Origin of the sequence: Acinetobacter sp. YH12239 (assembly GCF_013417635.1) — a bacterium.
Lineage (GTDB): Bacteria > Pseudomonadota > Gammaproteobacteria > Pseudomonadales > Moraxellaceae > Acinetobacter.
The window spans coordinates 41682-67339 of the sequence record NZ_VPDP01000005.1 but is presented as its reverse complement, the minus strand read 5'-3'; the positions used below and the strand labels follow the sequence as shown (position 1 = coordinate 67339).

At 40.3% G+C, this 25658-nt stretch carries 26 protein-coding genes; 17 read left to right on the top strand and 9 right to left on the bottom strand.

Features of this window, described 5'->3' with window-relative positions:
* Positions 1 to 4: 4 nt before the first annotated feature.
* The gene (soxR, locus tag FTV17_RS06415) at positions 5 to 505 is read left to right on the top strand and encodes a redox-sensitive transcriptional activator SoxR (protein WP_035265311.1); all 501 of its coding nucleotides are present in this window, start codon (positions 5 to 7) and stop codon (positions 503 to 505) included.
* 53 nt (positions 506 to 558) lie between these two features.
* On the opposite strand, the gene FTV17_RS06410 is transcribed toward soxR, so the two are convergent.
* Complete coding sequence (locus tag FTV17_RS06410) at positions 559 to 1482, bottom strand: DMT family transporter (protein WP_179998634.1); 924 nt, start codon at positions 1480 to 1482, stop codon at positions 559 to 561.
* Positions 1483 to 2279: 797 nt separating this feature from the next.
* Here FTV17_RS06410 and FTV17_RS06405 point away from each other — a divergent pair.
* The 3 genes from FTV17_RS06405 to FTV17_RS06395 are packed head-to-tail and all read left to right on the top strand — an operon-like array spanning position 2280 to position 5191.
* Positions 2280 to 3407 (top strand): Re/Si-specific NAD(P)(+) transhydrogenase subunit alpha, encoded by a 1128-nt coding sequence (locus FTV17_RS06405; RefSeq protein ID WP_179998633.1) that lies wholly within the window; start codon positions 2280 to 2282, stop codon positions 3405 to 3407.
* 11 nt (positions 3408 to 3418) lie between these two features.
* The gene (locus tag FTV17_RS06400) at positions 3419 to 3742 is read left to right on the top strand and encodes a proton-translocating transhydrogenase family protein (protein ID WP_035265316.1); all 324 of its coding nucleotides are present in this window, start codon (positions 3419 to 3421) and stop codon (positions 3740 to 3742) included.
* A gap of 3 nt (positions 3743 to 3745) precedes the next feature.
* Positions 3746 to 5191, top strand: coding sequence for an NAD(P)(+) transhydrogenase (Re/Si-specific) subunit beta (locus FTV17_RS06395; protein WP_179998632.1), 1446 nt, complete (start codon positions 3746 to 3748; stop codon positions 5189 to 5191).
* A 41-nt stretch (positions 5192 to 5232) separates the two neighbouring features.
* On the opposite strand, the gene FTV17_RS06390 is transcribed toward FTV17_RS06395, so the two are convergent.
* From FTV17_RS06390 to FTV17_RS06365, 6 genes are all read right to left on the bottom strand, one after another.
* Positions 5233 to 5850, bottom strand: coding sequence for an N-acetyltransferase (locus FTV17_RS06390; protein WP_179998631.1), 618 nt, complete (start codon positions 5848 to 5850; stop codon positions 5233 to 5235).
* Between the two features lie 103 nt (positions 5851 to 5953).
* Positions 5954 to 6361: a ribosome silencing factor gene (rsfS, locus tag FTV17_RS06385; protein WP_179998710.1), complete on the bottom strand. Its 408-nt coding sequence runs from the start codon at positions 6359 to 6361 to the stop codon at positions 5954 to 5956.
* Between the two features lie 99 nt (positions 6362 to 6460).
* Positions 6461 to 7234, bottom strand: coding sequence for a hydroxypyruvate isomerase family protein (locus FTV17_RS06380; RefSeq protein ID WP_179998630.1), 774 nt, complete (start codon positions 7232 to 7234; stop codon positions 6461 to 6463).
* Between the two features lie 12 nt (positions 7235 to 7246).
* A complete protein-coding gene (locus FTV17_RS06375) occupies positions 7247 to 8119 on the bottom strand; it encodes an NAD(P)-dependent oxidoreductase (protein ID WP_179998629.1) in 873 nt (290 codons plus the stop codon).
* Positions 8120 to 8158: 39 nt separating this feature from the next.
* On the bottom strand, positions 8159 to 8947 hold the full coding sequence (locus tag FTV17_RS06370) for a crotonase/enoyl-CoA hydratase family protein (RefSeq protein ID WP_179998628.1): 789 nt from the start codon (positions 8945 to 8947) through the stop codon (positions 8159 to 8161).
* A gap of 110 nt (positions 8948 to 9057) precedes the next feature.
* Positions 9058 to 11862 carry an ATP-binding protein gene (locus FTV17_RS06365; protein WP_179998627.1) on the bottom strand — a complete coding sequence of 935 codons (2805 nt, stop codon included), beginning with the start codon at positions 11860 to 11862 and terminating at the stop codon, positions 9058 to 9060.
* A 151-nt stretch (positions 11863 to 12013) separates the two neighbouring features.
* On the opposite strand from FTV17_RS06365, the gene cysM reads away from it, so the two are divergent.
* The 4 genes from cysM to FTV17_RS06345 are packed head-to-tail and all read left to right on the top strand — an operon-like array spanning position 12014 to position 17509.
* Positions 12014 to 12934, top strand: coding sequence for a cysteine synthase CysM (gene cysM / locus FTV17_RS06360; RefSeq protein WP_179998626.1), 921 nt, complete (start codon positions 12014 to 12016; stop codon positions 12932 to 12934).
* Between the two features lie 16 nt (positions 12935 to 12950).
* Positions 12951 to 13772, top strand: a complete 822-nt coding sequence (locus tag FTV17_RS06355; protein ID WP_179998625.1) for a 3'-5' exonuclease — start codon at positions 12951 to 12953, stop codon at positions 13770 to 13772.
* Between the two features lie 9 nt (positions 13773 to 13781).
* Complete coding sequence (gene rlmD, locus FTV17_RS06350; RefSeq protein WP_179998624.1) at positions 13782 to 15149, top strand: 23S rRNA (uracil(1939)-C(5))-methyltransferase RlmD; 1368 nt, start codon at positions 13782 to 13784, stop codon at positions 15147 to 15149.
* Positions 15150 to 15202: 53 nt separating this feature from the next.
* Positions 15203 to 17509 (top strand): bifunctional (p)ppGpp synthetase/guanosine-3',5'-bis(diphosphate) 3'-pyrophosphohydrolase, encoded by a 2307-nt coding sequence (locus tag FTV17_RS06345; protein ID WP_179998623.1) that lies wholly within the window; start codon positions 15203 to 15205, stop codon positions 17507 to 17509.
* A gap of 54 nt (positions 17510 to 17563) precedes the next feature.
* On the opposite strand, the gene FTV17_RS06340 is transcribed toward FTV17_RS06345, so the two are convergent.
* Positions 17564 to 17995, bottom strand: a complete 432-nt coding sequence (locus FTV17_RS06340) for a hypothetical protein (RefSeq protein WP_092768319.1) — start codon at positions 17993 to 17995, stop codon at positions 17564 to 17566.
* Between the two features lie 79 nt (positions 17996 to 18074).
* Positions 18075 to 18851: an SDR family oxidoreductase gene (locus FTV17_RS06335; protein ID WP_179998622.1), complete on the bottom strand. Its 777-nt coding sequence runs from the start codon at positions 18849 to 18851 to the stop codon at positions 18075 to 18077.
* Between the two features lie 107 nt (positions 18852 to 18958).
* Here FTV17_RS06335 and mazG point away from each other — a divergent pair, with 107 nt between their 5' ends.
* From mazG to yjgA, 9 genes are all read left to right on the top strand, one after another.
* Positions 18959 to 19753, top strand: a complete 795-nt coding sequence (gene mazG / locus FTV17_RS06330; RefSeq protein WP_179998621.1) for a nucleoside triphosphate pyrophosphohydrolase — start codon at positions 18959 to 18961, stop codon at positions 19751 to 19753.
* On the top strand, positions 19746 to 20159 hold the full coding sequence (locus tag FTV17_RS06325; protein WP_179998620.1) for a helix-hairpin-helix domain-containing protein: 414 nt from the start codon (positions 19746 to 19748) through the stop codon (positions 20157 to 20159). Before mazG ends, FTV17_RS06325 begins: the two co-directional genes overlap by 8 nt.
* 154 nt (positions 20160 to 20313) lie before the next feature.
* Complete coding sequence (pcnB, locus tag FTV17_RS06320) at positions 20314 to 21771, top strand: polynucleotide adenylyltransferase PcnB (RefSeq protein ID WP_179998619.1); 1458 nt, start codon at positions 20314 to 20316, stop codon at positions 21769 to 21771.
* Positions 21768 to 22256, top strand: coding sequence for a 2-amino-4-hydroxy-6-hydroxymethyldihydropteridine diphosphokinase (gene folK / locus FTV17_RS06315; RefSeq protein WP_035265339.1), 489 nt, complete (start codon positions 21768 to 21770; stop codon positions 22254 to 22256). The genes pcnB and folK overlap by 4 nt, the downstream gene beginning before the upstream one ends.
* A gap of 40 nt (positions 22257 to 22296) precedes the next feature.
* Positions 22297 to 23106 (top strand): 3-methyl-2-oxobutanoate hydroxymethyltransferase, encoded by an 810-nt coding sequence (panB, locus tag FTV17_RS06310; RefSeq protein ID WP_179998618.1) that lies wholly within the window; start codon positions 22297 to 22299, stop codon positions 23104 to 23106.
* Between the two features lie 2 nt (positions 23107 to 23108).
* The gene (gene panC, locus FTV17_RS06305; RefSeq protein WP_179998617.1) at positions 23109 to 23948 is read left to right on the top strand and encodes a pantoate--beta-alanine ligase; all 840 of its coding nucleotides are present in this window, start codon (positions 23109 to 23111) and stop codon (positions 23946 to 23948) included.
* A 39-nt stretch (positions 23949 to 23987) separates the two neighbouring features.
* A complete protein-coding gene (gene rapZ, locus FTV17_RS06300; protein WP_035265345.1) occupies positions 23988 to 24839 on the top strand; it encodes an RNase adapter RapZ in 852 nt (283 codons plus the stop codon).
* Positions 24836 to 25105: an HPr family phosphocarrier protein gene (locus FTV17_RS06295; protein WP_035265349.1), complete on the top strand. Its 270-nt coding sequence runs from the start codon at positions 24836 to 24838 to the stop codon at positions 25103 to 25105. The genes rapZ and FTV17_RS06295 overlap by 4 nt, the downstream gene beginning before the upstream one ends.
* Positions 25106 to 25107: 2 nt before the next feature.
* Entirely contained in the window at positions 25108 to 25641 is a 534-nt protein-coding gene (gene yjgA / locus FTV17_RS06290) for a ribosome biogenesis factor YjgA (protein ID WP_035265351.1), read from the top strand.
* Positions 25642 to 25658: the final 17 nt, after the last annotated feature.

Here is a 25658-nt window from a genome sequence, read left to right as displayed (position 1 = left end):
GAGCATGGAAGAACAAAAATTACAACAGTGGCTCAGTATAGGCGCGTTAGCTGCTCGAAGTGGTGTATCGGTCGCAGCACTCAGATTTTATGAAGACAAAGCACTTATTTGGAGTGTGCGGACGGAAGGAAATCAACGGCGATATCCTCGATATATGCTGAGAAGGATTGCCATCATCAAAGTGGCACAGCAGGTTGGGATTTCACTCTCTGAAGTGAAGCAAGCATTTAACATACTCCCTAAGAATAAAACCGCGACTAAATCAGATTGGACCGCATTATCGAGTGCATGGCAAAAAATTTTAGATCAGAAAATTTTAAATATGCTTCAACTTCGTCAACAACTGGATTGGTGCATTGGTTGTGGGTGCTTATCTTTAACTGAATGCCCACTAAGAAATGAAAATGATCAAATGGGGTCTACATCGTCGGGTTCTCACTTTGTTCCACTCGACATTAAATTTGACGATGATCAAGGGAAAATAGAAATTCACTATGAAGACTAAGCTTGATCGTGAAGCTTTATTTTGAAATTTGAACTGTGAGGTTAATGTTGTCTTTATTTCAGTTTAGTTTTGGAAAGCGTAATCATCATCACGCCCAATATATTCAGCGCACAACCAAACCATTGAATCATATTCATTGATTCCCCTAAAAAGATAGTTGCCAATATAATGGTCAGAATTGGTCCGAGTGAACCAATCATGGCTGTTTGGGAGGCACCTAAACGAGCAATACTTTGCGCAATGAGAATAGTTGGAATCACCGTTACTCCAATACCTAATGCAACACCATATCCGATTACTTCCATGGGTTGTTGAAGGATATTGGATACAGGGCTTGGCTGAGCAATAAAATAGTGAAGAATCGTCCCTAAGCAGGCGATAGACATCGCTAAGCCTGTAAAATTCCAGGATCCAAATTTCTGAATTAATTTTGGAGTCATTAATAGATAACTTGCAAAGCAAATCGCACTTGCGAAAACTAAACTCACACCTAGCCAAAAATTACTTTCATGAGGCACATTGCTTTGTTCTTGGAACATCACAATAAGCGTACCGCCATAACTTAGTCCAATTGCAAAAATAGTCTTCAGTGAAAGAGGATGTTTGAAAATTACACTTGATGCAATTACTGTCATGGTGGGATATAGAAATAGGATAATACGCTCCAAAGAGGCACTGATGTACATCAGACTCATAAAATCGAGCCAACTTGAAAAATAATATCCAATCAAACCAGCAACGAGGAGTAGTGCCCAATCCTGCGCTGAAAATCCACGATTACGGTGTCGGTTCAACCAACAAATAAAAAGAAAAACGGGTAAGGCACTGAGCATCCTTAAGGCAACCAGCAATGTTGCATCAACATCTTCAGAAACTGCATAAGCTTGTTTGATTAAGATCGCTTTACTACTAAACAAGAATGCTGCCAACAGCGCACATAAACTCCCTAATTGAGTGGGAGTCAGCTTAAGTACCATAAATGTTAAAAATCAATTTTAAATAATGAAAGTATAAGCCAATCTTCATTTTAAGCTCTAAAATTCAATCTCTAATTTTCGCTTAATCACCTACCTAGCGACATAAGGAGTTTTGATTTTTTGTTTAAATGCATCATTGTGGTGCGTAATATGAAAAAAACAGTGGTCTATCAACCCAAAAAATACATCAAAAAAATATTTCAATTTTTTTTTGCAAGGTTTGTAAGCATTCTTTTCAAGAATCTGTCATCTTGTATTTCATCTTTAAGCCAAAATCTAAGCTCAATGTTTAAACCTAGATTTATCTAAATTTTGTCTTATTTATAATTTTTAAGAATGTCTTGAGAATTTGAATCGATTAGTCTGATTTTTTGTCAATTCGGCAAATTGAGATTTATGAGAATGAAAGAAGCAACTAAAAATGTGACATGCACGGCGCTTTAACACAATCAAAAGGGATAAAAAGAAAGCTAAAAAATGTCAGAATGATCAAAGCTTAATAAAGTCAAGCTCCCTATACTGACGATAAATTAGAAAAAAGTTTCTTTTTTGTTAAAAAATGGATCGAAAATTAAACGAATCTAGAACTATTTTTTATGAAAATGATAGATCAAATACCATGAAATTTTGTGATGATTGTGAATCATGAGTTCAAAATGAGGGTATTTATTAAATAAATATTGGGTGGTAATTTAAAAAAGTTCAATTAGAATCCAAAAAATTCACATGAATACATCCAGGGGTATATCGCAGGAATGCGATATCTACTTTAAGAAAAATTAGCTTGAGGAATGCTCATGCAGATCGGAATCCCTACCGAAACTGTAGTTGGTGAAAGTCGTGTAGCTGCGACACCAGAAACAGTAAAGAAGTTAATAGGTGCTGGTCACAGTGTCGTTATCCAACGTAATGCAGGTGTTAAAGCTGCTTATATTGATAGTGCCTATGAACAGGTTGGTGCAAAAATTGTTGATGATGCTTATACCGGCAGTCAATTGGTTTTAAAAGTTCGCGCACCTAAAGGCGAAGAAATACAAAAATTAGCCCCAAACACCACAGTGGTTGCGATGTTTGATCCGTACCGTAATACGGAACTTGATCAATTCGCTGCTCAGCAAGTGTCTGCATTTGCACTTGAGTTATTACCACGTACGTTATCTCGTGCCCAAAATATGGACGTGTTGTCTTCACAAGCAAACTTGGCAGGTTATAAATCTGTGCTTCTTGCGGCGGCAGAGTACCAACGTATGTTCCCAATGTTAATGACAGCGGCAGGTACGGTTAAACCAGCTCGTGTAGTCATCATGGGTGTTGGTGTAGCAGGCTTACAAGCGATTGCAACAGCCAAACGTTTAGGTGCTGTTGTTGAAGCGACAGACTTACGTCCAACAGCCAAAGATCAAGTTGAATCTTTAGGCGGTAAATGGTTAGACGTACCAATGTCAGCAGAAGAGCAAGCGCGTGCCGATGAAGCTGCAAAAAATGGTTATGGTTGGATGCCTGGTGAACAATATATTAAAGACCAAGCTGCAATTGTAGACAAAGCGGTATCGAATGCTGACATCGTGATCACGACGGCGCTTTTGCCAGGTCGTGATGCACCGCGCTTAATTAAAGCTGAAACAGTTGCCAAAATGAAACCAGGTTCAGTCATCCTCGATATGGCAGTTGAAACTGGCGGTAACGTTGAAGGTTCAAAATGCGGCGAAACTGTTGTGACTGATAATGGCGTGAAAATTTTGGGTGTCCCAAATATTCCAGCGACCGTTTCTACAGAAGCCTCAGCGCTATATGCCCGTAACGTTTATAACTTTGTTGAAACGCTTTTTGATCAAGATAAAAACTACAGTATCAATCAAGAAGACGAAATCCAAAAAGCATTGCTGGTCACTCATGGTGGTCAAGTGCTGTTGAAGCGTGGTTAAGGAGACTGATCATGGTTGAAACTATTACAATTTTTGTCCTCGCAATCTTCGTAGGTTATTACGTTGTTTGGGGAGTGACACCTGCGCTTCACACGCCACTGATGGCCGTAACGAATGCATTGTCTTCAATTATTATTGTCGGCGCGATGATCCAAACTGTTGGTTTACCTGTTATGGGTGTTGAGGGGGCTGTTGATTTTCAAACCATCAATGTGGTGAGTGTATTAGGTGCGATCGCTGTTTTCTTAGCAAGCATTAATATTTTTGGTGGCTTCGCTGTAACCGCTCGTATGCTTGAAATGTTTAAGCCAAAGCAAAAGAAAAAAGAGGGTTAATACATGGAATTTATTCGTGAGTATGCGGATTGGTTTTACCTAATCGGTGCCGTTCTTTTTATCTTAACTTTGCGTGGCTTGTCTGGTCCTAAGACAGCAATTGCAGGTAACCGTTACGGTATGATTGCAATGGCAATCGCCGTGTTAACAACTTTCTTTGTTGCTGATAATCCTGTGATATGGATGATTGTCGGTGCAATGGTATTGGGTGCGGTCGTTGGTATTGCTCGAGCTCGTACAGTGCCTATGACACAAATGCCAGAAACAGTTGCTCTCATGCACTCACTCGTGGGTCTTGCTGCAGTGTTGATTGCGATTGCTGCAATTATTCACAACAATAAGCTCGTCGAGCTTGGGCCAGACTTACTGGCTGCAAATGGTGTGAACTTCCATGAAATGAGTCGCGTACATTTATTCGAATTATTCGTAGGATGTTTCGTTGGTGCCATTACATTCACTGCATCGGTATTTGCTTATGGTAAATTGGCGGCAAAGAAATGGGCAAAAACGATTTCAGGTGCATGGGTTAAACCTGTTCAAGCTTTGATTTTTATTGCGATGCTAGCAGCAGGGATTCACTTCTTCTTGACGGGTAACATGACCTCTTTCTGGGCAATGACAGCACTTGCTTTAGCCTTTGGTTGGGTATGGATTGCGCCTGTTGGTGGTGGTGATATGCCAGTTGTGGTGTCTTTGCTTAACTCATTTTCTGGATGGGCGGCAGCAGGGATTGGTTTCACGCTTGAAAACAACATGTTAATTGTTGCAGGTTCGCTTGTAGGTTCATCAGGTGCAATTCTGTCTTACATTATGTGTAAAGCAATGAACCGTTCAATCATCAACGTATTGTTTGGTGGTGCAATGGGTGGTGCTGCAGCACCGACAGCAGCAGCTGGTGCAGCAGTTCAACGCAACTACCGTTCTGGTTCTGCTGACGATGCTGGCTTCTTAATGTCAAATGCAGACAGTGTTGTTATTGTACCGGGTTATGGTATGGCGCAAGGTCGTGCTCAAAATGCGGTGAAAGAGCTTGCAAACTTATTGAAAGAGCAAGGTGTAACTGTACGTTTTGCGATTCACCCAGTGGCAGGTCGTATGCCTGGTCACATGAACGTCCTTTTAGCTGAAGCAGATGTTCCGTACGAAGACATCTTAGAGATGGATGAGATTAATTCAGACTTCCCAGCAACAGATGTGGTATTGGTCATCGGTGCGAATGACGTCGTTAACCCTGCAGCGAAAGATGATCCAAACTCACCAATTTATGGTATGCCTATTCTTGAAGCACATAAAGCTCGTACCATTATGGTGATCAAGCGCTCTATGGCGACAGGTTATGCGGGTCTTGATAATGACTTGTTCTATAACGACAAAACAATGATGATCTTTGGTGATGCGAAGAAAGTTGTTGAAGATATGACGAAAGCCATCAACGGTACAGGTCACTAATTCATAGCTTGTTTTTAAAAAACCACCTTCGGGTGGTTTTTTTATTTTTCATGTGTAGGTTTTCGCCACATTCCCCAAATTTCAGGTGCATCGTAGGGCAGATCGCGAAGGTGAAAGATCACTTCAAATCCATAATGACGATAGAGTCCAACATTGCTTGGTGTTGCAGTTTCTAAATAACATGGGATACCGTGTTGATCGCTCTTTGTGAGAATAGGTGTTAAGACTTTGCTGGCTAAGCCTTGTCCTTGGTGATCAGGACTTACACCTATGAGTTGTAAATAATAATGCGCCTCACTGGGATGATGTTTCTGCACCAGATTAATGATGTGAATAAATTTCACCAGTTGTCTTAAACCAATAATCTTCGTTAATTGAGGGAGGAGTTTAACCTGCTGAATGAGGTTTAAATCCCACTGATTTGGCGGAATCCAAAGTGCAGCAACTGAGCGATCGGGATTGGTATAGACTTCATTATATGGTTGAGCGATATCTTTCAATTGGATACTAAAAAATTGCTCAAGTTTTGCATGTTTTTGTTGGAAGCTCAGTTTTTCAGCTTGGATCGCCCAGTTGCAAAACTCTTCGTTCCAAAAGGATTGCATTAATGTTTCGACTAATGCATCGTGATCTGCTCTTGTGGCTTTTATCATGGTCATATCAAGGTAAACCAAATCAGTGATTGTGTTTTTGTTGGCTTTATTGTTATTAATATAAAATGCAAAGTATAAAAAAGCGACCCAGAAGGTCGCTTTAATATGTTTATGCTACAGACTCTGTAGTTGAAGCATTACGCCATAAGTTTTCTAAATCATAAAACTTACGTGCTGTAGGTAACATGAGATGTACTACAACAGTGCCAAGATCAACAAGGATCCATTCTGCATCGCTTTCACCTTCAATACCGATAGGGCGAAAACCTGCTTTACGTGCTTCATCAGCGACGTTGTTTGCAAGCGCTTTCACGTGACGTGTAGAAGTACCTGAAGCAATGACAATTGCATCTGCAACATTGCTCACTTCGCTAACATCAATCGTTGTGATTTCTTTTGCTTTAACGTCAAGCAATGCTTCTTGAACAACTTTTAAGCAAGCTTGAACGTCTTGTTTTGGAGAATTCAAAGAGAGTTCGTGAGAATTAGAAGCGCCGGGCGATGGTTCTAAATTCATGAGAAGTGTATTTTCCTGACTATAACTCATCTTTCACTATAGCGCTTTCTGCTTGAAAATTCAAACTTTGAACAAATTTCATACCACAATATGATGATATTAAAGAAGTTTATTTTTCCATGAGAAAGAATTTGTTGAATGAGATTGGGGGCGATATTCGGCTGCGACAAATCCTTCATACATGCTATTTGCAATGCATTCAAAAATAGTGGAATAGTCAATTGTCCCTGTGAGTGGTTCATGTCGACCTGGTACATCTGCAAATTGGATATGCCCAATGTGTTGCATATTTTCTTTGAGTGACAGAATCAGATCTTCTTGCATTCTAGCCATATGATAGCAATCGAATTGCATTTTTAAAGCTGGATGATTGACGTCTTTCAGTAATTCTTTGGCTTGATGCATTGTTTGAATCATGAAATTTGGCATATCAAAGCCATTAATCATCTCAAAAACGGGTTGAATCCCATGCGCTGTGAAGATCTCGCTGACATATTTAAGATTTGAGACTAAGGTTTCATAGCAGATCTGATATTCAACATTATCTGGTTGCTTGCCAGCCAAAATATTCACTCGAGGAACATTGAGTGAACATGCGTATTCAATCGCAAGGTCAACAGCTTGTTTAAATTCATCAGTTTTACTTGGGATGCTCGCTAATCCGCATCCGCCTTGCATTAAATCTCCGGCAGGAACGTTGATGAGACACAAGCTAAGTTGATGTTCATTAAGTTCATGCTGAATTTGCTTAATACTCAGCTCATATGGAAATTGAATTTCTACATGTTGGAACCCATATTCGGCAGCCAGCGCAAAGCGTTCGATGAGTGGAACTTCTGTAAAGATCATCGATAAATTAACAGCGAACTTCATATTGAATGCGACCTATTTATTGTTTTGTTCAACTTGCAGAATGACTGAGGCAAGGTCTGATTCAGAAAAGCCGTTGGATTGATGCGCTTTCAATTGTTCTAAGGCTTGTTGAGCGACAGGAATATTAAGGTCAAATTGTCGAGCCAAACTCAAGGCGTTATTTAAATCTTTAGACAGCGTCTGAACTTTCCATTGCACAGGCTCAAACTCATGCGTTGCCATACGTGGTGTTAAAATTTGAAAAGGTTTAGAGTCGGCGAATCCACCTGCTAAGGCGGGTGCAAGCAGTTGAGTATCAACACCCGCCTGATCTGCTAAAGCAACAGCTTCTGCGATGAGTGTGCTATTTGCAGCAACGATGAGTTGATTACAAATTTTGGTGGCTTGTCCTGTTCCAGTTCTACCCATACAGGTTACACGTTGTGAAAGAACTTGATACATTGGTTGTAAAGATTCGATGATGCTCGATGGTCCTCCAGCAAAAATAACTAAACTGCCATTTTCAGCACCAGCTGTTCCGCCTGACACAGGAGAATCTATCCAATGCGCTGATTTCGCAGCGGCACGTTGTGCAAGATTTTTAGTTTTATCCACAGATAGACTCGAGAAGTCCACAATAATCTGCTCGGGTTGAATCAGTGATTCAATTTGAGAAAAAACAGCCTCTACCGCATTGTCATCGGCTAAACAAGTTAAGATCAGATCAAATTGTGCTATCTCAGAGAGTTGAAGGGGATGTGCCCCAAGCTGGATTAACGGCTCACATGCGCTGGGGCTTCGGTTCCAAACAGCAGTGTAAAACCCAGCCTGTATCAATCGAGTCGCCATTCTGCTGCCCATTAAACCCATACCTAAGAATGCGATTTTAGTTTGACCGTTAATCATTATTGAAGCTAGTCCCTGATCTAAGTTTTGAAAACCAATTTATTTAAATTGACGTGGTAAAAATTCCAAATCTGGATTTTTATCTTTTTTACGCGCAATTTGACTGTTTTTGCCAAGGAGTAATTTGAGTTGCCAAATTTTCTCAAGACGAAGTGATTTTTTGGGTGCGTGTTCCATCGCATCTAAGACCTGTTTGACTGCAGCTAAGGCATCAGGTGAGCGCTGCAACATTTCGTCGGCAAGCTGTTGAGCTTTTTGCATCGGCGCGTCATCAACATGTGTGATCAATCCAATTTCTTTGGCATATTGACCATCAAATACACGAGCTGTTAATGATAATTCTTTGGCTAGGTCGACTCCAATAATACCTTTGATTGAGCGCGTTAATCCCATATCTGGAACTAAGCCCCAACGGGTTTCCATAATCGACATTTGGGTGTTGGGGTGAGCAATTCGAATATCAGCCGCTAAAGCCAATTGCATACCTGCACCGAAGCAATACCCATCAATAGCTGCAATGACTGGAACAGGGAGTTCTTGCCAGATTAAAAAAGCTTTTTGAAATAGACTTTGACCAGGCTTGATAAGTTCCCATGCGGCATAAGCACGATTTTGTGGATTATTCAGGTCTGTTAAATCAATACCGGCACTAAATACGTTGGCTTCACCAGTGAGAATCACACAGCGGATAGTACGATCAGATTTAATTTTTTTTGCGACTTGCACCAACTTTTTCAAAAGTTGAAAGCTCATCGCGTTACGTTTGTCGGGACGATTCAGAAAAACCGTCGCAATTCCATTATTTTTTTCTACACGTATTACAGCCATTATTGTGACTCGAGTTTATTGTTCCTTGTTTTAAGCATAACATGTCCAAAATAGACTGTCGTGACAGTAGAGTCATCACGTATTGCCTAAGATAGTGTGTTGATCTTCTATTAATGATTCAGAATGGACTCGGCTGCTTCTTTTACTTGTCCAATCGCATGTTTTAATTCATCCAACCGTTTCATCACATTTTCAATAAATTGCTCATCTGCTTTTCTACGCTCTTTACGCAGCGTTGAAACGAACTGTTCAAATTCACCCGTGATGCTTTGTAAATTCGGAGTGCCGACGTAGCGTGTTGCCCCATATAAACGGTGTAGTACATGTTCGAGCTGCGGATAATCTTCAAGTTCGATGAGTTGTTCTATTTCAGCAAGTTCATTTGGGAAACTATCCACCAGCATCTTCAATAAATCTTGTGCTAAATCTTCTTTATTCGCTGCCAATTGAACGCACTGTTTCCAATCTAAAACCTGATGATCTAAGGTTTCGATACGTAAAGTTTTTTCTTGGGATTTAATTGGATGAATAAACTTATCACTGCTCCAATGGGTCAGAATCTGAATAATGTGATCCATTTGGATTGGTTTGGTGACATAGTCATCCATGCCGACTTTAAGCAACTTTTGTTTCTCATCTGCTAAAGCATGTGCTGTAAGTGCAATGATCGGTGTGTGACGTCCCTCGATGGTGGATTCTAGTGACCTGATCGCACGAGTCGTATCGATGCCGGACATCACTGGCATTTGAATGTCCATAAATATCAGATCAAACGGCTTTTCATCATTTTGAATCTGTTGTTGTAAAATTTGTAGTGCCTCTTGTCCACTTTGCGCTTTAGTCGTTTGAACATTAATTTCGCCGAGCAAAGCTTCTAAAACGATTAAGTTCGGTAGATGGTCGTCTACTGCAAGTACATGTAAATTAAGGGCTTTAAAATTATCATGAGTTTCAACTTCAAATATTGGTTGATTTTCCAAAAGCTGAATTAATGATGAACGGCTCAGAGGTTGATACAGTGGTCTCGCTTTGTATTCATTCAACATGTTGAGGTCGAGCGCCATTTGATAGCCATATACGGCTAAGTGACCTTGATAACGTCCGCGAATCTCTTTTAATAAAGCCTCTGGATCACCACTGTGATCTACAATCAACCACGTATTCTCAGGTTGATGTGTCAAACCATTCAGACGGCTGAATAAATCTAGAATGGATTGAGCTTCTGTGTGTTCAACACCGTAATTTTCTAAATAATGACGTAAAACATTTGCAGTTGCAGGGTGGGCTAAATAGGAGATGACACGCATGTCATGGAATTGCGGATGAATAATTTCATATTCATCAACCGCAAATTTCGCAGTAAACCAGAATGTTGAACCCTTTTCAGTTGGGGCGCGTTCTTGGTTATCTTCAAAGCCAATTTGGCCATGCATCAGATTAACCAATTGTTTTGAGATTGCTAAGCCTAAACCTGTGCCACCAAATTGACGAGTGACGGAAGCATCGCCTTGAGAAAAAGATTCAAATAACCGTTTCCGATCTGTACCACTTAATCCAATACCACTATCTTGAACACTGAAATGCAATAGGCAATGTTCTAGATCGTCATGCTCCATGCGAACACGTACAATAATTTCACCATCAGGAGTGAATTTGATGGCATTTGAAATCAGGTTAGTCAAAATTTGTTTACAACGTAAAGCATCGCCAATCACATACTTTGGAATGTTATCGGCATAGTAGAAGGCCATGTCGATATTTTTTTGGGCGGCTAATGGCGACAACATGTCCATAACATCGAAGATCGCTTCTTCTAAATCAAATGATGCGGTTTCTAACTCCAGTTTACCGGCATCAATTTTTGAAAAGTCCAAGACGTCATTGATCAGTGCTAAAAGATGTGCTGATGATTTGCGAATCGTTTGCAAATACAGGCTTTGATCATTGCTGAGATTCTCTTGGCGCAATAACAAGTGAATAAAACCATCGATACTATTCAGCGGAGTACGCAACTCATGACTGATATTGGCAAGAAAAACAGATTTTGCCTGATTGGATGAGATGGCCTGATCGCGTGCTTGTTTATAAGTAATATTTTGCACTTCAAGTGTATCAAGCGTACGTCTTAAATCGTCTTCGGTCTGCTCGGTATGTTCCTTCAGCTCTAAAAAGCTGAAATGTAGACGCTTCACGACATTCGCAATATCACGTTGGAGTAACCTTAACTCGCCAGTACTATTGATGACCATGTGTTGGTCGAGTGTGTCTGCATTGAGTCGCTGTAATTGCATACGTATTTCGTACATAGGTGCAATCCAACGTCGTGAATAAAAGTTCAAGCACAGTAATAAGAGTAAAAGTGTCAACAAACCCGTCGTGATCAGTACAATGAAAACACGATATTGAGAGATGGCTAGAGGTTGATTATCTAGCTCGATAACAAGCCATTTTTTACTTTGATCAGGCGTATTTAATGCTAAGCCATAAATATGATTATGTTGATCTTTAATCGGACCAAATGTTTGTACATTGGTTGGGAAGCTAGGCCAAGGTTTTTCATTGCGATAGCCTAACCCAAAATAAGGTTTTTGTTGTTGGTCTAGGACTGCGACACTGAGTAAATATTTTTCATTAAACATCTTTTGTAAGATGCTTTTAGCGCGGTCTTGTTGTGCTTGTGAGGGGTTTTTTTCTAGCGCAATAAGTAGGTTTTCTGTCGTGTATTTATAACGACTTAAAATTGCATTTGCGGCAAAGCGTTGTTCTGATTTTGCGGAATTAGAAGTCTCTGTGAGCACCAGTGCAGAACCAACGCTTGCCAGTACCGCAATGGGTACAAAAATGAGGGCAATCAATTGCCCATAAGCATGATTTAGTTTTAAGCGATTGAAGATTTTTTTATTCAAATTCGACATGTGCAGAGTGACTCATTCCCCATGTTGGGCATATTAGCACGCTTTAAAAAAATGATGGTGCTTTAATCACCCTCATTAAAAAGCCTTTGAAATTGATGCAGTGAGATACTTTTTTTCATACAATACCTGCACCTCAATATGGGTGCAAATAATGAGTAATACACAAGTAGATTTTCAATCAGACGATTTTTTATTAGACCACTATGTGGGTAAAACCCCATTGGTTAGGTTACAGCGTCTGGCAAGTCATACTCAAGCGACTGTATTGGCAAAACTGGAAGGGAATAATCCAGCGGGCTCTGTCAAAGATCGCCCAGCATATAACATGATCATGCAAGCTGAAAAACGTGGTGACATTAAGCCAGGTGATACGCTGATCGAAGCGACTAGCGGTAACACAGGTATTGCATTAGCCATGGTAGCGGCAATGCGTGGCTATAAAATGAAATTGATTATGCCTGCAAGTTCTAGCCAAGAACGCAAAGATGCAATGCGTGCGTATGGTGCTGAGCTTATTGAATCCGAAAATATGGAAGAAGCTCGTGATATCGCATTGCAAATGGAAAAAGATGGTCTAGGTTTGGTGCTCAATCAGTTTGGTAATCCAGACAATGTCCAAGCACACTATTTGACAACTGGTCCAGAAATTTGGCAACAAACTGGCGGTAAAATTACGCATTTTGTAAGTTCGATGGGAACAACGGGAACCATCATGGGGATTTCAAAATACCTCAAAGAACAAAATCCAGATATTCAAATTATTGGTCTACAGCCATCTGAAGGATCGAATATTGCAGGTATTCGCCGTTGGCCTCAAGAATATTTACCGACGATTTTTGATGCTTCTCGTGTTGATCAAATTATGGATATTCCACAAATTGAAGCTGAAAAAATGGCTCGTCAATTGGCACGTAAGGAAGGAATTAGTGCTGGTACTTCTTCTGGTGGTGCAGTTTGGGCGTCAATAAAAATCGCTGAACAACATCCTGGTGCTGTGATTGCATGTATCGTGTGTGATCGTGGTGATCGTTATCTCTCTACGGGTTTATTCTCTGTAGAAGATGAACAATAAATTCGAGTAAATCTATATGCGCTTACCTGTTTTAGTGTTTGATATTGAAACATTGACCGATCTTAAATCAGGAGCGCATCTATATGGCTTAGATTTACCAGAAGATAGTATTGAACAAGCGCTGAGTAAGTTAAGGCGTCAAGAAGCGGGCACTGACTTTCAGCGACTTGCTTTACATGAAATTGTCTGTATTTCAGGACTATGGATTGATGAAAAGGCGGGAATGAAATTATTTTCATTCAGTCGTGAACATTATTCAGAACCTGAAATTTTACAAAAATTTCTATCAATTTTTGATAAACGTAATCCGACTTTAGTCAGTTGGAATGGCTCCCAATTTGATCTGCCTGTTATTATGTATAGAGCAATGTATCATGGGTTGTCTGCGCCAAGTCTGTTTGATCAAGGCGAAATTGATACGCAAAAGCGCTATAATAACTACCAGAATCGTTACCATCATCGTCATATTGATTTGATGGATTTTATGGCAATGTTTAATGCGCGTCACTTCCAAAAACTGGATGATGTCGCCTATATGCTCGGTTACCCGGGTAAGCGCGGAATACCAGGTTATTTTATCCCTGAATATGTTCGTAACAATAATTGGATAGAATTAACCAGTTATTGTGAAGGGGATGTTTTAAACACATGGTTAGTCTATCTGCGCTATGTATTGTTAAAAGGACAGATTTTGCCTGAAGATCATCGTCTCTGGATTCAAGCGACGATTCATTATCTTCAAGGTCAACCCCAGCAAACAGAATTTTTGCGTATTTGGCAAGAAACTGCTGAAAAAACTGACTTCACCGCTTCGGATTTTAAATCAACTCAACATTAGGTTATCTCTTTGAAACAACGTGCCGCACATCGCTCATCTCAACTTCCTCGTTATACATTTACAGTTGAGAGACTTTCACATGAAGGGCGAGGGATCGCACATTTTCAAGGACAGGAACATCCTCAAGACAAATTGGGTAAAAAGGTCTTTATTCGTTTTGCACTGCCAGGAGAAACAGTAGAAGCTCAAATTACCCATCAGGCAAAAAAATTAGAAGAAGCTGATTGTGTGCAGTTGATTGGGGCGCCGAGTCCAATTCGTACACAGCCAGTTTGTCCACATTTTGGAAAATGTGGAGGCTGTAATATGCAGCACATAAAATTAGATGAACAAATTCGTTTAAAACAATCAGTTTTAGAGTCGCATCTCACCCACTTTGCAGGTGCTCTTCCAGAGTCGTGGCTAGAACCATTGCGTTCGACACGTGAAGATTATCGTCACAAGGCTCGTATTGGCGTTCGCTACATTGCTAAAAAAAATAAATTAGTCATGGGTTTTCGTGAGGCTCAATCTAATCAGCTTACTGAAATTAAAACCTGCAAAATTTTAGATGCAGAGCTAGATGCTGCGTTACCTCACCTCAAGGTACTCCTTGAAAAACTGAAGTCAAAAGCAGATATAGGTCATATTGAATTGGCGAAAGGAGATCAAGAGGTTGCACTTTTGATACGTCATACCAACAAATTACCGCAAAATGATGTCAACCAACTGCGTGAATTTGCGTTAGAAAGATCATGGCAGCTTTATTTACAACCAGCTGGTGTAAGTAGTGTTCATCGTGCGGATGGTGACCTATCTGAGCGATTACATTACTCACTACCTGATTTTAACGTGACGTTTGGTTTTAAACCGACTGACTTTACTCAGGTTAACCCCACCATTAATCCACAAATGGTTAAGCTGGCATGTGAATTGCTTGACCTGAGCGGAAATGAGCGTGTTCTTGATTTATTCTGTGGTCTAGGGAATTTTTCATTGCCACTTGCACGTTCTGTAACACGGGGTGAGGTCGTCGCGGTGGAGGGAAGTGAGGAAATGGTGATGCGTGGGACAGAAAATGCACTGAAAAACGGCATCACAAACGTAAAATTTTATGCTCAGGATTTAACGCAAGATTTTTCGCAACATTCTTGGGCAAATCAAGGGTTCGATGCACTCTTAATAGACCCACCACGCGCTGGAGCTGAAGAAATTATGCACTATGTGCCAAATTTTGGTGCAAAAAAAATCGTCTATGTTTCCTGTAATCCTGCTACATTAGCACGTGATACAGGGATTTTAGTACAACATGGTTATCAGTTGAAGAAAGCTGGTGTGATGGATATGTTCAGTCATACAGGCCATGTTGAATCTATTGCTTTATTTGAAAAAAGCTAGTGCTAAGTGTTGATTTAATAAAATGAAGATTAGATTTAAAAAAGGAGAAGGGTATGGTCACAGTACGTGAGCAGTTACCTGGACGACTGACTGAGTTGTCTGAGGAAACGACTGTAGAACATGCCGCTGAAGCGCAACTTGGTTTAGCAACTTGGCTAGACCGTGCGCGGATTATTTTAGACGGTGCAGAACTTAAAAAATTAGAAGAAGTCGCTCTTAGTGTTTTAAAAAAAGAACTGACTTCTGATCACCATCATAAAACCAATACCTTCGCGACTGGCTTAGGTATGGCAGATATTTTGGCTCACCTACATGTTGATGAAGATACTTTGTCAGCAGCGATGCTTTATCGTAGTGTGCGTGAGGGCATGACGTCGCTTGAGGAGATTCGTAAAAGCTTTGGTGAAAGTGTCTACAATTTGGTGAAAGGCACTTTGGCAATGGGTAAGTTGTCAGAGCTGATCGAAAAAAATAAACGTTTAGAAGATCACTTCAATAATAATCAGCGTGAACATTTAACTGGGATTTACAAGATGTTGATCTCAGTAACAGAGGATGTTCGCGTTGTATTAATCAAGTTGGCTGAGCGTACGCTGGCTTTGCGTGAGTTGGCAAACTCTCCAAAAGAGCGTCAAGAGCGTGTCGCACGAGAAATTTTAACCATTTACTCACCCTTGGCGCATCGTCTTGGTATCGCGCAGTTAAAATGGGAGCTTGAAGATCTTGCGTTTCGTTATTTAGCACCAGAGCGCTATAAAGAAATTGCATCTTTGCTCAATGAAAAACGCTTAGAGCGTGAACAATATATTCAATTCGTGGTCGATAAACTGAAAAGTGAGTTGCTGAAGCATGGCATTGAGGCTGAAATCTCAGGGCGTGTGAAACACATTTATTCGATTTATCGAAAAATGAAAAGCAAGAACTTAAGTTTCGATCAGCTATATGACATTCGAGCTGTTCGTGTATTAGTTCAAAATGTATCTGAGTGTTATCACGCTTTGGGGATCGTACACCAAATCTGGCGTCATATTCCCCATCAATTTGATGATTACATCACTAACCCGAAAGCCAATGGTTATCGCTCTTTACATACTGCAGTGATTGCTGAAAATAAATCTTTAGAGATACAAATCAGAACCACTGAAATGCATGAAGAAGCTGAGTTAGGCGTTTGTTCTCATTTCAATTATAAAGAAGGTGCGAAAACTACAGATTATTCATTTAATCATCGTTTGCACTCTTTACGTTCGGTGCTTGAGCATTATCAAGAGCGAAATGAAGCAGGTGCGCATCCGAATGAAGACGAAACTGAAAATTTCAATCAGCTTCAAGATTTTGAAGATTTTGAAAAAATTTATGTTTTTAGTCGTGATGGTGACATTAAAGAATTACCGCGTAATTCAACCGTTTTAGATTTTGCATATCATGTGCATACTGAGGTTGGTAACAAGTGTTATGCAGCACGTGTGAACCAACGTTATGTGCCACTGACTTATACGTTAAAAACGGGTGAACAAGTCGAGATTCTGACCAAGAAAGATCGTGAGCCAAATCGTGATTGGTTGGTGAACTCTTTAGGTTATATTAAGACTGCGAGAGCAAGAGACAAGTTACGCCATTGGTTCAGACAGCAAGACCGTAGTAAGAACTTAGAAGTCGGTCGAGAGATTCTCACCAAGGAATTATCACGTCTTGCAATTCACCCCAAAAGTATTGATTTGAGTGATTATTGTGCTCACTTTAACGTTAAAACAGGTGAGGACATTCTTGTATCCTTGGTGAGTGGAGATATCAGTCTTCATGCATTGATCAATCAAGTCAATCGTCATATGCACTTGGATCAAGATGAGCCTGAGTTAGTGCTGAAGCCAGCATTAAATCCACGGGCGAGTCATACACTATCAGCGCATGGGATTCTGATTGACGGTTTGGATAATGTTGAACTACATATTGCACAATGTTGTCAGCCTGTTCATGGTGAGTCGATTGCTGGATATATCACACTCAATCGTGGGGTGAGTATCCATAAGGTGGCTTGTCCGGATTATGTGCGTATGATCAGCCAAGAACCTGAACGCGCTGTTGAAGCAGATTGGGAAATGCAACCGACAAGAGGACAGAGTGTCCAAATTGTGGTTGAGGCTTATGATCGTCGAGGACTGCTGAAAGATCTAACCCAAGTGATTTTTGCAGATCAGATTAATATTCGCCAAGTGAATACTATTTCGGAAGCGGATGGTATTGCCAATATGAAACTATTGATTGAGGTCAAAGGGTTGGCTCAATTGTCACGTTTGTTGGCTCGATTGGAACAGCAACCAGGCATCATTAGCGCAAGACGTTTGGTTCAAGGAAATTAAAAAAAGCCTGCTTTAGCAGGCTTTTTTATGACTGATCACTCAAATAGCGTTAAATCAGATTTTGCATTTTTTAGAACCTTGATAGATTCCAATATTATCGATGTTTGCTTGCGATGCAGCTTTGATCTGTTGCTGTAATGGAATATTTGCAGCATCAGAAGTATCGCTTTCACCCGCTACAGAGTTTGCAACTTGCCCCATTTTTGTTGCTTTTTCTGAGTTGCCACCGAAAGTAGATAATGCATTACCTGCCATACCCGCCCATTTGCTCAATGATTTAGCTGGCGTTTGGGTTGCAGCAGCTGCAATATTTTTATCAGCATTTTCTAAGTTACGCTTAGCATTGGCTTTTTCAACAGCTAGTGTTGCACAATCCATTGCCTTGAGTTCAGCAGTTGAGTGTTGTTTCGTTGGTAGTTCACCCGCAGCTTGAGCAAGAGTCGTTGTTAAAGCAGTAGCGATAGCTAAAGTTAAAATTTTTTTCATTATATATTCTCATTTGTAACGCATTATTATAAATGCCCCTGTTGGGGCGAGAGAATATTACACAAATGTGACCAATTTGTCATTTATTTTTACTTAATAATAAATTTGTCACTCTGTTGATCAATTGGGGACTGAATCTTGACAGGTGATACATCAGTTCAGTTTTGATGCCAACAGTATGGTGAGTCACGGTTAAGTGATGGTTTTTTAAACGTGCGACACGGTAAATTTCCTGAGCAACGTCTTGGGCGCTGAGACTGACTCCCATATTTTGAATCGTACCCGCATCCATGCCTTTTACCATGGCAGTCTGAACAAATAATGGCATGATGTCTAATACGCGTATTCCATATTTTTGCCATTCAACATCAAGACCTTCTGTAATGCCGCGAACAGCAAATTTACTTGCTGAATAGGACACCAAATCAGCTTGACCATAGATAGCAGAAGCAGAGGACATATTGATGATACGTGCGTGGGAGGCCTGTTTTAAGAAAGGGAGCGCAGCATGACAGCCATTGAGAACGCCGTTAACATTGATATTAAATGTTCGATGATGCGATGAGATATCTGTATTTTCGAATGCCCCTGAATATAAGATGCCAGCATTATTTAATAATATATTTATTTCACCAGCCCATTCGTTGAACTCAGTTAAAGCACTTTGCCATTGGTCGTATTGGGAAACATCTAGCAAACCCGCTTTAGCATTTGGCCCTAAAGATTGAGCCAATTGTTCAGCTTGTTCGAGATTGATGTCATAAATACCGACTTTATAACCTTGCTGATAGAATAGTTTTGCGGTAGCTGCGCCAATCCCTTGTGCTGCGCCACTGATAAAAATGCTAGATGTCATCGAAAATCCTTGTTGTTTTACATCATTTTATGTTCCTAGTTGAGCATAAGATTGTTCATTAAATCAACAATATCTTTAAACTCATCATTCACTAGAGATCAACTTTCATGGAAAAACTTTTAAATATCATGCAAGAGCTTCGTGCGAAATGTCCATGGGATCAAAAACAAACGCCTGAAAGCTTGACTCGCTATGCGATTGAAGAGGCTTATGAGGTGGAAGAAGCAGTTCGATCACAAAATACAGCGCATGTAAAAGAGGAATTGGGAGATCTTCTGCTGCAAGTTGTATTTCAATCGCAAATGTATAGTGAGCAAGGAGCATTTAATTTTCATGATGTGGTGGAAACTCTGTGCGACAAGTTGATTCGAAGACATCCTCATGTCTTTCAATCAGCTCAATTTGAACAACTGAATGAACAGCAGGTGAGTGAACTTTGGCAAAAAATTAAGGCTGAAGAGAACAAAGACAAAACTAAATCACGTTTAGATGAAATTAAAGCGGGTCCTGCCTTAGCTCAAGCCGAGCAAATTCAAAAAAATGTAGCTCAGATTGGATTTGATTTCGAAAATGTTGAGCAGGCGTATGAAAAGTTAGATGAAGAGTTATCTGAATTAAGAGAAGCCCTCAACCATCAAAATTCCGACGAAATACAAGAAGAGTTTGGAGATTGTTTATTTTCTTTAATCAATATTGGACGTAAAATCGGCATTTCAAGTGAGATGGCTCTACTTGGAACCATCCACAAATTTAAACAACGTTTTTCATACATTGAGTTGCAGGCAAAAAATAGAAATACACCCATTGAAAATATGAGTCTCAAAGAAATGGACCAATTGTGGGATCAAGCAAAAGTGTATCTAAAGCAACATAACAATAAAATTCAGGTTCAACATGAATAGCATCATTTCTTTTCTTCTTCTGATATTTACTGCATGTGTGAGTTTAATCAGTTCGGCATATGCACAACAGTTTGATCAATCTTACTTAAAATGGAAAGCAGAGCAAGAAGCACATGATCAACGACTTAACCGACAAAGTGAGAACCATTATTTATCTCGACCAGCCGGAAATACATCATCAAAGCAAGCAACAGGTGGTGGTGTCGGGCAATCAGCCAAAGTTCGTCTTAATACGGCTTCAATGGTTGAATTACAAATGATTAAAGGTGTGGGTGAGAAGAAAGCTGCTGCAATTATTGAGTATCGGCAAAAGCATGGCAGTTTTAAGTCAATAGATGAACTTCAAAATGTGAAAGGAATAGGACCAAAGTTTATCGAAAAGAATCGCAACCAGTTAGCCCTCTAATGGTGTTTTTATAGAGATCAAATGGCGCTAAGGGGTGTTGAAATTTAATCAATTTTGACGGTGAATCTTGGAGAATAAAATTGCCCTTTGATTGTGTTAGAGCTATGATTAGCACAATTATGATTTTACGTTCTGACGTAGGAGACAGCGTCTTTTGCAAACTTTGCACGCGTCAAAGTGCGGTTTATCCACTGCACAATTACCTTCTTCCATTTTAGATGTTATTGATTCTTTAACCAAAGCCGGCTATGAAGCTTATATCGTCGGTGGTGGTGTCCGTGATTTGATGCTTGGACTTGCACCTAAAGATTTCGATGCTGTAACCAATGCGACACCTTCACAAATCAAAGAAGTATTTGGTCGTCGTTGCCGAATTATTGGTCGTCGTTTTGAGTTGGCTCATGTTTACTCTGGTCGTGAATTAATTGAAGTAGCCACTTTCCGAGCTCCCCCTAAAAAAGCAGTGACTTCTGCTGCAGGGATGATTCTAAGAGATAATAATTGGGGCTCAATTGAAGAAGATTTTGCTCGTCGAGATTTCTCAATCAATGCGATGTATTACCAACCGCGTAAGGGTATCGTTCTTGATTTCTGTAACGCTATAGATGATATAAAAACAAAAACATTGCGTTTATTGGGTGATCCAAAGTTACGTTTTGAAGAAGATCCAGTTCGTATGTTACGAACACTGAGATTTGCCGCAAAACTTAACTTTAAAATTGATCCTGCAATTTTAGATGTATTTACACCTGAAGCAACCTTGCTTTTACGTGATGTATCACCGCATCGTTTATATGATGAATCTCAAAAGTTATTCACAATGGGGCATTTGAATCGTGTGCTCCCAATGTTGATTGAGTTTGGAATCTGGAAGCAATTATTTGCAGATATTCCTCCTCATATTGATGCATTTATTGAACGTGCAGCGAAAAATACAGATCAGCGAATTCAAATTGGTAAAACGATCAACCCTGCATTTTTCTATGCGGTATTGTTGTGGAGACCGTTCCTTGAGCGTTGTGATTTTTATATGCACAAAGGTGTTGTGGCAGCTGAAGCACGTGCTCAAGCTGGCTTAGATGTACTGAAGCGCCAAGCGACACGCACGATTATCCCGCGCTTTGCAGAAACCTTTATTCGTGAAGTTTGGGAAATGCAAACTCGTTTGTTGAACCCAAAACCTCAGCAAATTGAAGCACTCTCAGGTCATGCTCGTTTTAGAGCAGGTTTTGACTTTATGTTGCTGCGTGAAAAGTCTGGAGATCAGACGACCAATGGCATGGGTCAATGGTGGGATGCTTATCAGATGATGTCTTTGGACGAAAAAGAGCGTGTAATTGCGCAGTACAATCGTCAAAGGACTAAATCACGACGTAAAGTTGCCGTGACCGAAGATGTTGTGGAAACAAAGCCTCAGCAGATTGAACCGCTAGTTAAAGAAACGGAGTTACGTAGCCGTCGCAGTCGTAAGGCCGCTTCAGCGAATGAGCGAAGAACAGAGCAAAATGCGAGTATCGCTTTGGATAATGGTATTGCAGCTGATCATCCTATTTTGAAGCGTAAACGTGTCAAACGCGATTTAAATACAGTGGTGTTTGGTCCTATCCAATGACAGTACGAACATATATTGGACTGGGAAGTAATTTAGGTGATTCTCAGCAGTTGATGGCAGAAGCCTATACGAAACTGGCAATGCTGGGTGTGGTGAAAGCATCAAGGCTTTATCATAGTCCACCTATGGGTCCTCAAGACCAACCACATTACCACAATGCGGTCGTTCGTTTAGATACGAGTCTAACGGCGCTTGAATTATTAGATGAATTACAAAAAATAGAAAATGAAGCAGGGCGGGTGCGTTTACGTCGTTGGGGTGAACGCACACTCGATTTAGATCTATTGTTATATGGTGATCAAACGATTCAAAATGATCGCTTAACTGTTCCGCATATCGGGATATTTGAGCGAGATTTTGTCATACTGCCGTTATTAGATCTGGATGTCGAATTAGAAATTCATGGACAGAAAATTCGAGAAACGAATATTGCAAAACACAGCCAATTGGATGTTTTAGCAGATTCATCTTGGATCAATATTTAAACTTTAAAATGTTCTAAGGAACTGTGTTAGAGGACATCTTATGATCAGTCTGAGCGATTTAAGACAATTCAAACAGCAAGGTCGAAAATTTTCTTGTCTGACTTGTTATGACGCCAGTATGGCGAAGGCAATGGAAATTGCTGAAATAGATACCATTTTAATTGGTGATTCGCTTGGGATGACCATTCAGGGCCATGATTCAACGTTGCCTGTGAATGTGGAAGATATGGTCTATCACACCTCAGTTGTACGTCGTGGAAATAACCATGCTTTCATCCTAACTGATCTTCCTTTTATGAGTTATGCCACACTCAATGATGCATTAGTAAACTCGAAAAAAGTGATGCAAGCTGGCGCACAAATGGTCAAGCTTGAAGGTGGTGCTTGGCTTGCTGAAACGGTAGAAGTGTTGACTCGCAATGGTATTCCAGTGTGTGTCCATCTTGGATTAACGCCACAATCCGTTCATGTATTTGGTGGCTATAAATTACAAGCCAAAACGCGTGAAGCTGCGGATCAACTGATTGCTGATTGTAAAGCTGTTGTTGAGGCTGGGGCAGCAGTGTTATTGCTAGAGTGTGTACCTGCACAATTGGGTCAAGAAATTACAGAATTATTTCCGCATGTACCTGTGATTGGTATTGGTGCTGGGGCACAAACCGATGGGCAAGTTCTGGTTGTTCAAGATATGCTGGGATTAAACTTCGGTCGTGTTGCACGTTTTGTACGTAATTTTATGAAAGAACAGTCTGGTGAAACGGCCATTCTTGATGCAATCAAATCGTATCATGCTGCTGTACTAGATCAATCTTTCCCTGCTAAAGAACATACGTTCCAAGTTGAGCTTTAATCATGAAAACTGAAACAACAATCCATGGTTTAACCGCATCACTTCATGCTGCTCGTCAAGCACGAAAGACTATTGGTTTTGTCCCGACCATGGGGAATCTACATCAAGGTCACTTAAATTTAGTACGTGAAGCACGTAAATTATGTGATGTGGTTGTGGTCAGTATTTTTGTGAATCCGATTCAATTTGGCCCAAATGAAGATTATGACAGTTACCCACGCACACTTGATCAAGACAGTCAATTGTTGGCTGAAGAGGGTTGTGACATTATTTTTGCACCTTCAGTTGAGCAAATGTATGGCAGTCAACCTCGCTTAACAAACATTAGTGTCGGTCAAATTACCAATGATTTATGTGGTGCTCAACGTCCGGGTCACTTTGATGGTGTTGCGGTAGTGGTAACAAAATTATTTAATATCGTACAACCACATTTTGCATTTTTTGGTCAAAAAGACTACCAGCAGTTGGCTGTGATTAAGACGATGGTACGTGACTTGAACATGCCGATTGAAATTATTGGTGTGCCAATTGCACGTGCTGAAGATGGCTTGGCATTAAGTTCACGTAATGGTTATCTTTCGGCTGAACATCGTCAAATTGCACCAGTCATTTATCAATCTTTAAAAACTGCTGAAACAAATTTAAAACAAGGTCAAGCGCTTACAGAGGTTCTTGCTGAGATAAAATCAACTTTAAGTGATGCTGGCTTTGTCGTGGATTATGTTGAAGCACGTAATCCAATGTTGCAGGCAGTAGAGCAATTTGACCAAGATATTGTGTTATTTGTTGCTGCGAAAATTGGTTCGACACGTTTGATCGACAATTTACAAATCAGTCATTAAAACAGGATTAAACTCGATGATGATCGTCAGGTGTGGTGCATGAAGCGAATTCTTATTGTTACAGGGCAATCCGGTTCAGGGAAGTCATCTGCATTGCAGGTTCTCGAAGATTTAGGTTATTACTGTATCGATAATTTGCCGCTAGCATTACTTCCTGAGATCGTTGGAAAGTTAGATCAAGAAAATAATTTAGAACAATTGGCTTTAGGGGTTGATGTTCGGAGTACGCGCGCTGATTTGCAAGAATTTGAGCAAGTTTATCAGCAACTGGAAAAACATGGTGAGGTCGAGGTGATTTATCTCACCACCAAAGATCAAGAATTAATTGCTCGTTTTAGTGCCTCGCGTCGACCTCATCCACTGGCGAATCGTTTTAAAAGTCTGAATGAGTGCATTCAGGAAGAGAAACAATTACTGTTGCCGATTCAATTAAGAGCAACTGTACAGATTGATACATCAGATAAAAGTGTCCATGATCTTAAAGATACATTATTATCCCGCTTAGGCCAGGTAGATAACTTAATTGTTATTTTACAGTCTTTTGGATATAAGCATGGTATTCCGTTGGATGCTGATTTTATTTTTGATGTGCGGCATTTACCCAATCCACATTGGGATTTAGAGCTTAGAAAATATTCGGGCTTAGATGAGCCCATTGAAAAATTCCTGACATCATTTGACCAAGTGAATATGATGTTTGAGGATTTAAAGCAATTTTTAGAGAAGTGGTTGCCTGCCTTTGCAGAAGGGCATCGCCATTACATTACGGTTTCGATTGGATGTACAGGTGGTCAGCACCGCTCTGTATTTATTGTGGATAGACTCAAAAAGGCGCTTGAGGCACAATGGTCTATTCAGGTCTTGCATAGAGAAATGAAGCACTGGTCATGATTGACACAACTGTTGACGTAATTAACAAATTAGGATTACATGCGCGTGCGTCAGGCAAGCTCATTGAGGTCACTACCAAATTTCGAAGTTCGATTAAAATTGGTAAGGGCGATAAATTAGTCGATGCCAAAAATATTATGTCTTTGCTCATGCTCGGTGCAGGCAAAGGAACTACATTAAGACTAGTGATTGAAGGGGCAGATGAAGAAAAAGCTTTGTCTGAGGTTCAAGCACTATTCGCAGCAAAATTTTACGAGGCTGAATAATCGTGGCACGTCGATCGCAACGTTTTACTGAAGATGATTTTGAGTCTTTAGAAGGGCGTGCAAGTAAAACTGAACAGAAGAAAGCTGTACAACGTATGGCTGCTTTAGGGGCTCAACTTGCTGAGTTACCCAAAAAAAAGATTGAAAGTCTTCCTGTGGAAGAGCGCTTAATTGAAGCTCTTTTGGATGTTCAATTGATAACATCAGGTGAGGCTCGTCGTCGTCAATTTTTGCGTATTGGTAAATTATTACGCAATGAAGACGAGAGCATGATCTTATCTTATTTGACACCTCAACAAGGGGCGAAAAAGACAGCGCAATTGCACCGCTGGGTCGACCGTATGATTGCACAAGGTGAGCCTGTCATTAAAGAATTTATGAAGACTTACAATGCTGCAGAGCATCATGCAATACGTCAGCATTTACTTCGTATTGAACGTGATATTCAAAAAAACTTAGGTGAGGATGCTGTTGCACAATCTAAGTTAAATTTGCTGAATTACGTTCAGCAAGTTGCACTTATCTCTGATCGTTAATGGTCATAAAAAAGGTC

Coding starts and splice junctions, on each gene's coding strand:
- soxR (WP_035265311.1), top strand. CDS start 5: ATGGAAGAACAAAAATTACAACAGTGGCTCAGTATAGGCGCGTTAGCT.
- FTV17_RS06410 (WP_179998634.1), bottom strand. CDS start 1,482: ATGGTACTTAAGCTGACTCCCACTCAATTAGGGAGTTTATGTGCGCTG.
- FTV17_RS06405 (WP_179998633.1), top strand. CDS start 2,280: ATGCAGATCGGAATCCCTACCGAAACTGTAGTTGGTGAAAGTCGTGTA.
- FTV17_RS06400 (WP_035265316.1), top strand. CDS start 3,419: ATGGTTGAAACTATTACAATTTTTGTCCTCGCAATCTTCGTAGGTTAT.
- FTV17_RS06395 (WP_179998632.1), top strand. CDS start 3,746: ATGGAATTTATTCGTGAGTATGCGGATTGGTTTTACCTAATCGGTGCC.
- FTV17_RS06390 (WP_179998631.1), bottom strand. CDS start 5,850: ATGACCATGATAAAAGCCACAAGAGCAGATCACGATGCATTAGTCGAA.
- rsfS (WP_179998710.1), bottom strand. CDS start 6,361: ATGAATTTAGAACCATCGCCCGGCGCTTCTAATTCTCACGAACTCTCT.
- FTV17_RS06380 (WP_179998630.1), bottom strand. CDS start 7,234: ATGAAGTTCGCTGTTAATTTATCGATGATCTTTACAGAAGTTCCACTC.
- FTV17_RS06375 (WP_179998629.1), bottom strand. CDS start 8,119: ATGATTAACGGTCAAACTAAAATCGCATTCTTAGGTATGGGTTTAATG.
- FTV17_RS06370 (WP_179998628.1), bottom strand. CDS start 8,947: ATGGCTGTAATACGTGTAGAAAAAAATAATGGAATTGCGACGGTTTTT.
- FTV17_RS06365 (WP_179998627.1), bottom strand. CDS start 11,862: ATGTCGAATTTGAATAAAAAAATCTTCAATCGCTTAAAACTAAATCAT.
- cysM (WP_179998626.1), top strand. CDS start 12,014: ATGAGTAATACACAAGTAGATTTTCAATCAGACGATTTTTTATTAGAC.
- FTV17_RS06355 (WP_179998625.1), top strand. CDS start 12,951: ATGCGCTTACCTGTTTTAGTGTTTGATATTGAAACATTGACCGATCTT.
- FTV17_RS06345 (WP_179998623.1), top strand. CDS start 15,203: ATGGTCACAGTACGTGAGCAGTTACCTGGACGACTGACTGAGTTGTCT.
- FTV17_RS06340 (WP_092768319.1), bottom strand. CDS start 17,995: ATGAAAAAAATTTTAACTTTAGCTATCGCTACTGCTTTAACAACGACT.
- FTV17_RS06335 (WP_179998622.1), bottom strand. CDS start 18,851: ATGACATCTAGCATTTTTATCAGTGGCGCAGCACAAGGGATTGGCGCA.
- mazG (WP_179998621.1), top strand. CDS start 18,959: ATGGAAAAACTTTTAAATATCATGCAAGAGCTTCGTGCGAAATGTCCA.
- FTV17_RS06325 (WP_179998620.1), top strand. CDS start 19,746: ATGAATAGCATCATTTCTTTTCTTCTTCTGATATTTACTGCATGTGTG.
- folK (WP_035265339.1), top strand. CDS start 21,768: ATGACAGTACGAACATATATTGGACTGGGAAGTAATTTAGGTGATTCT.
- panB (WP_179998618.1), top strand. CDS start 22,297: ATGATCAGTCTGAGCGATTTAAGACAATTCAAACAGCAAGGTCGAAAA.
- panC (WP_179998617.1), top strand. CDS start 23,109: ATGAAAACTGAAACAACAATCCATGGTTTAACCGCATCACTTCATGCT.
- rapZ (WP_035265345.1), top strand. CDS start 23,988: ATGAAGCGAATTCTTATTGTTACAGGGCAATCCGGTTCAGGGAAGTCA.
- FTV17_RS06295 (WP_035265349.1), top strand. CDS start 24,836: ATGATTGACACAACTGTTGACGTAATTAACAAATTAGGATTACATGCG.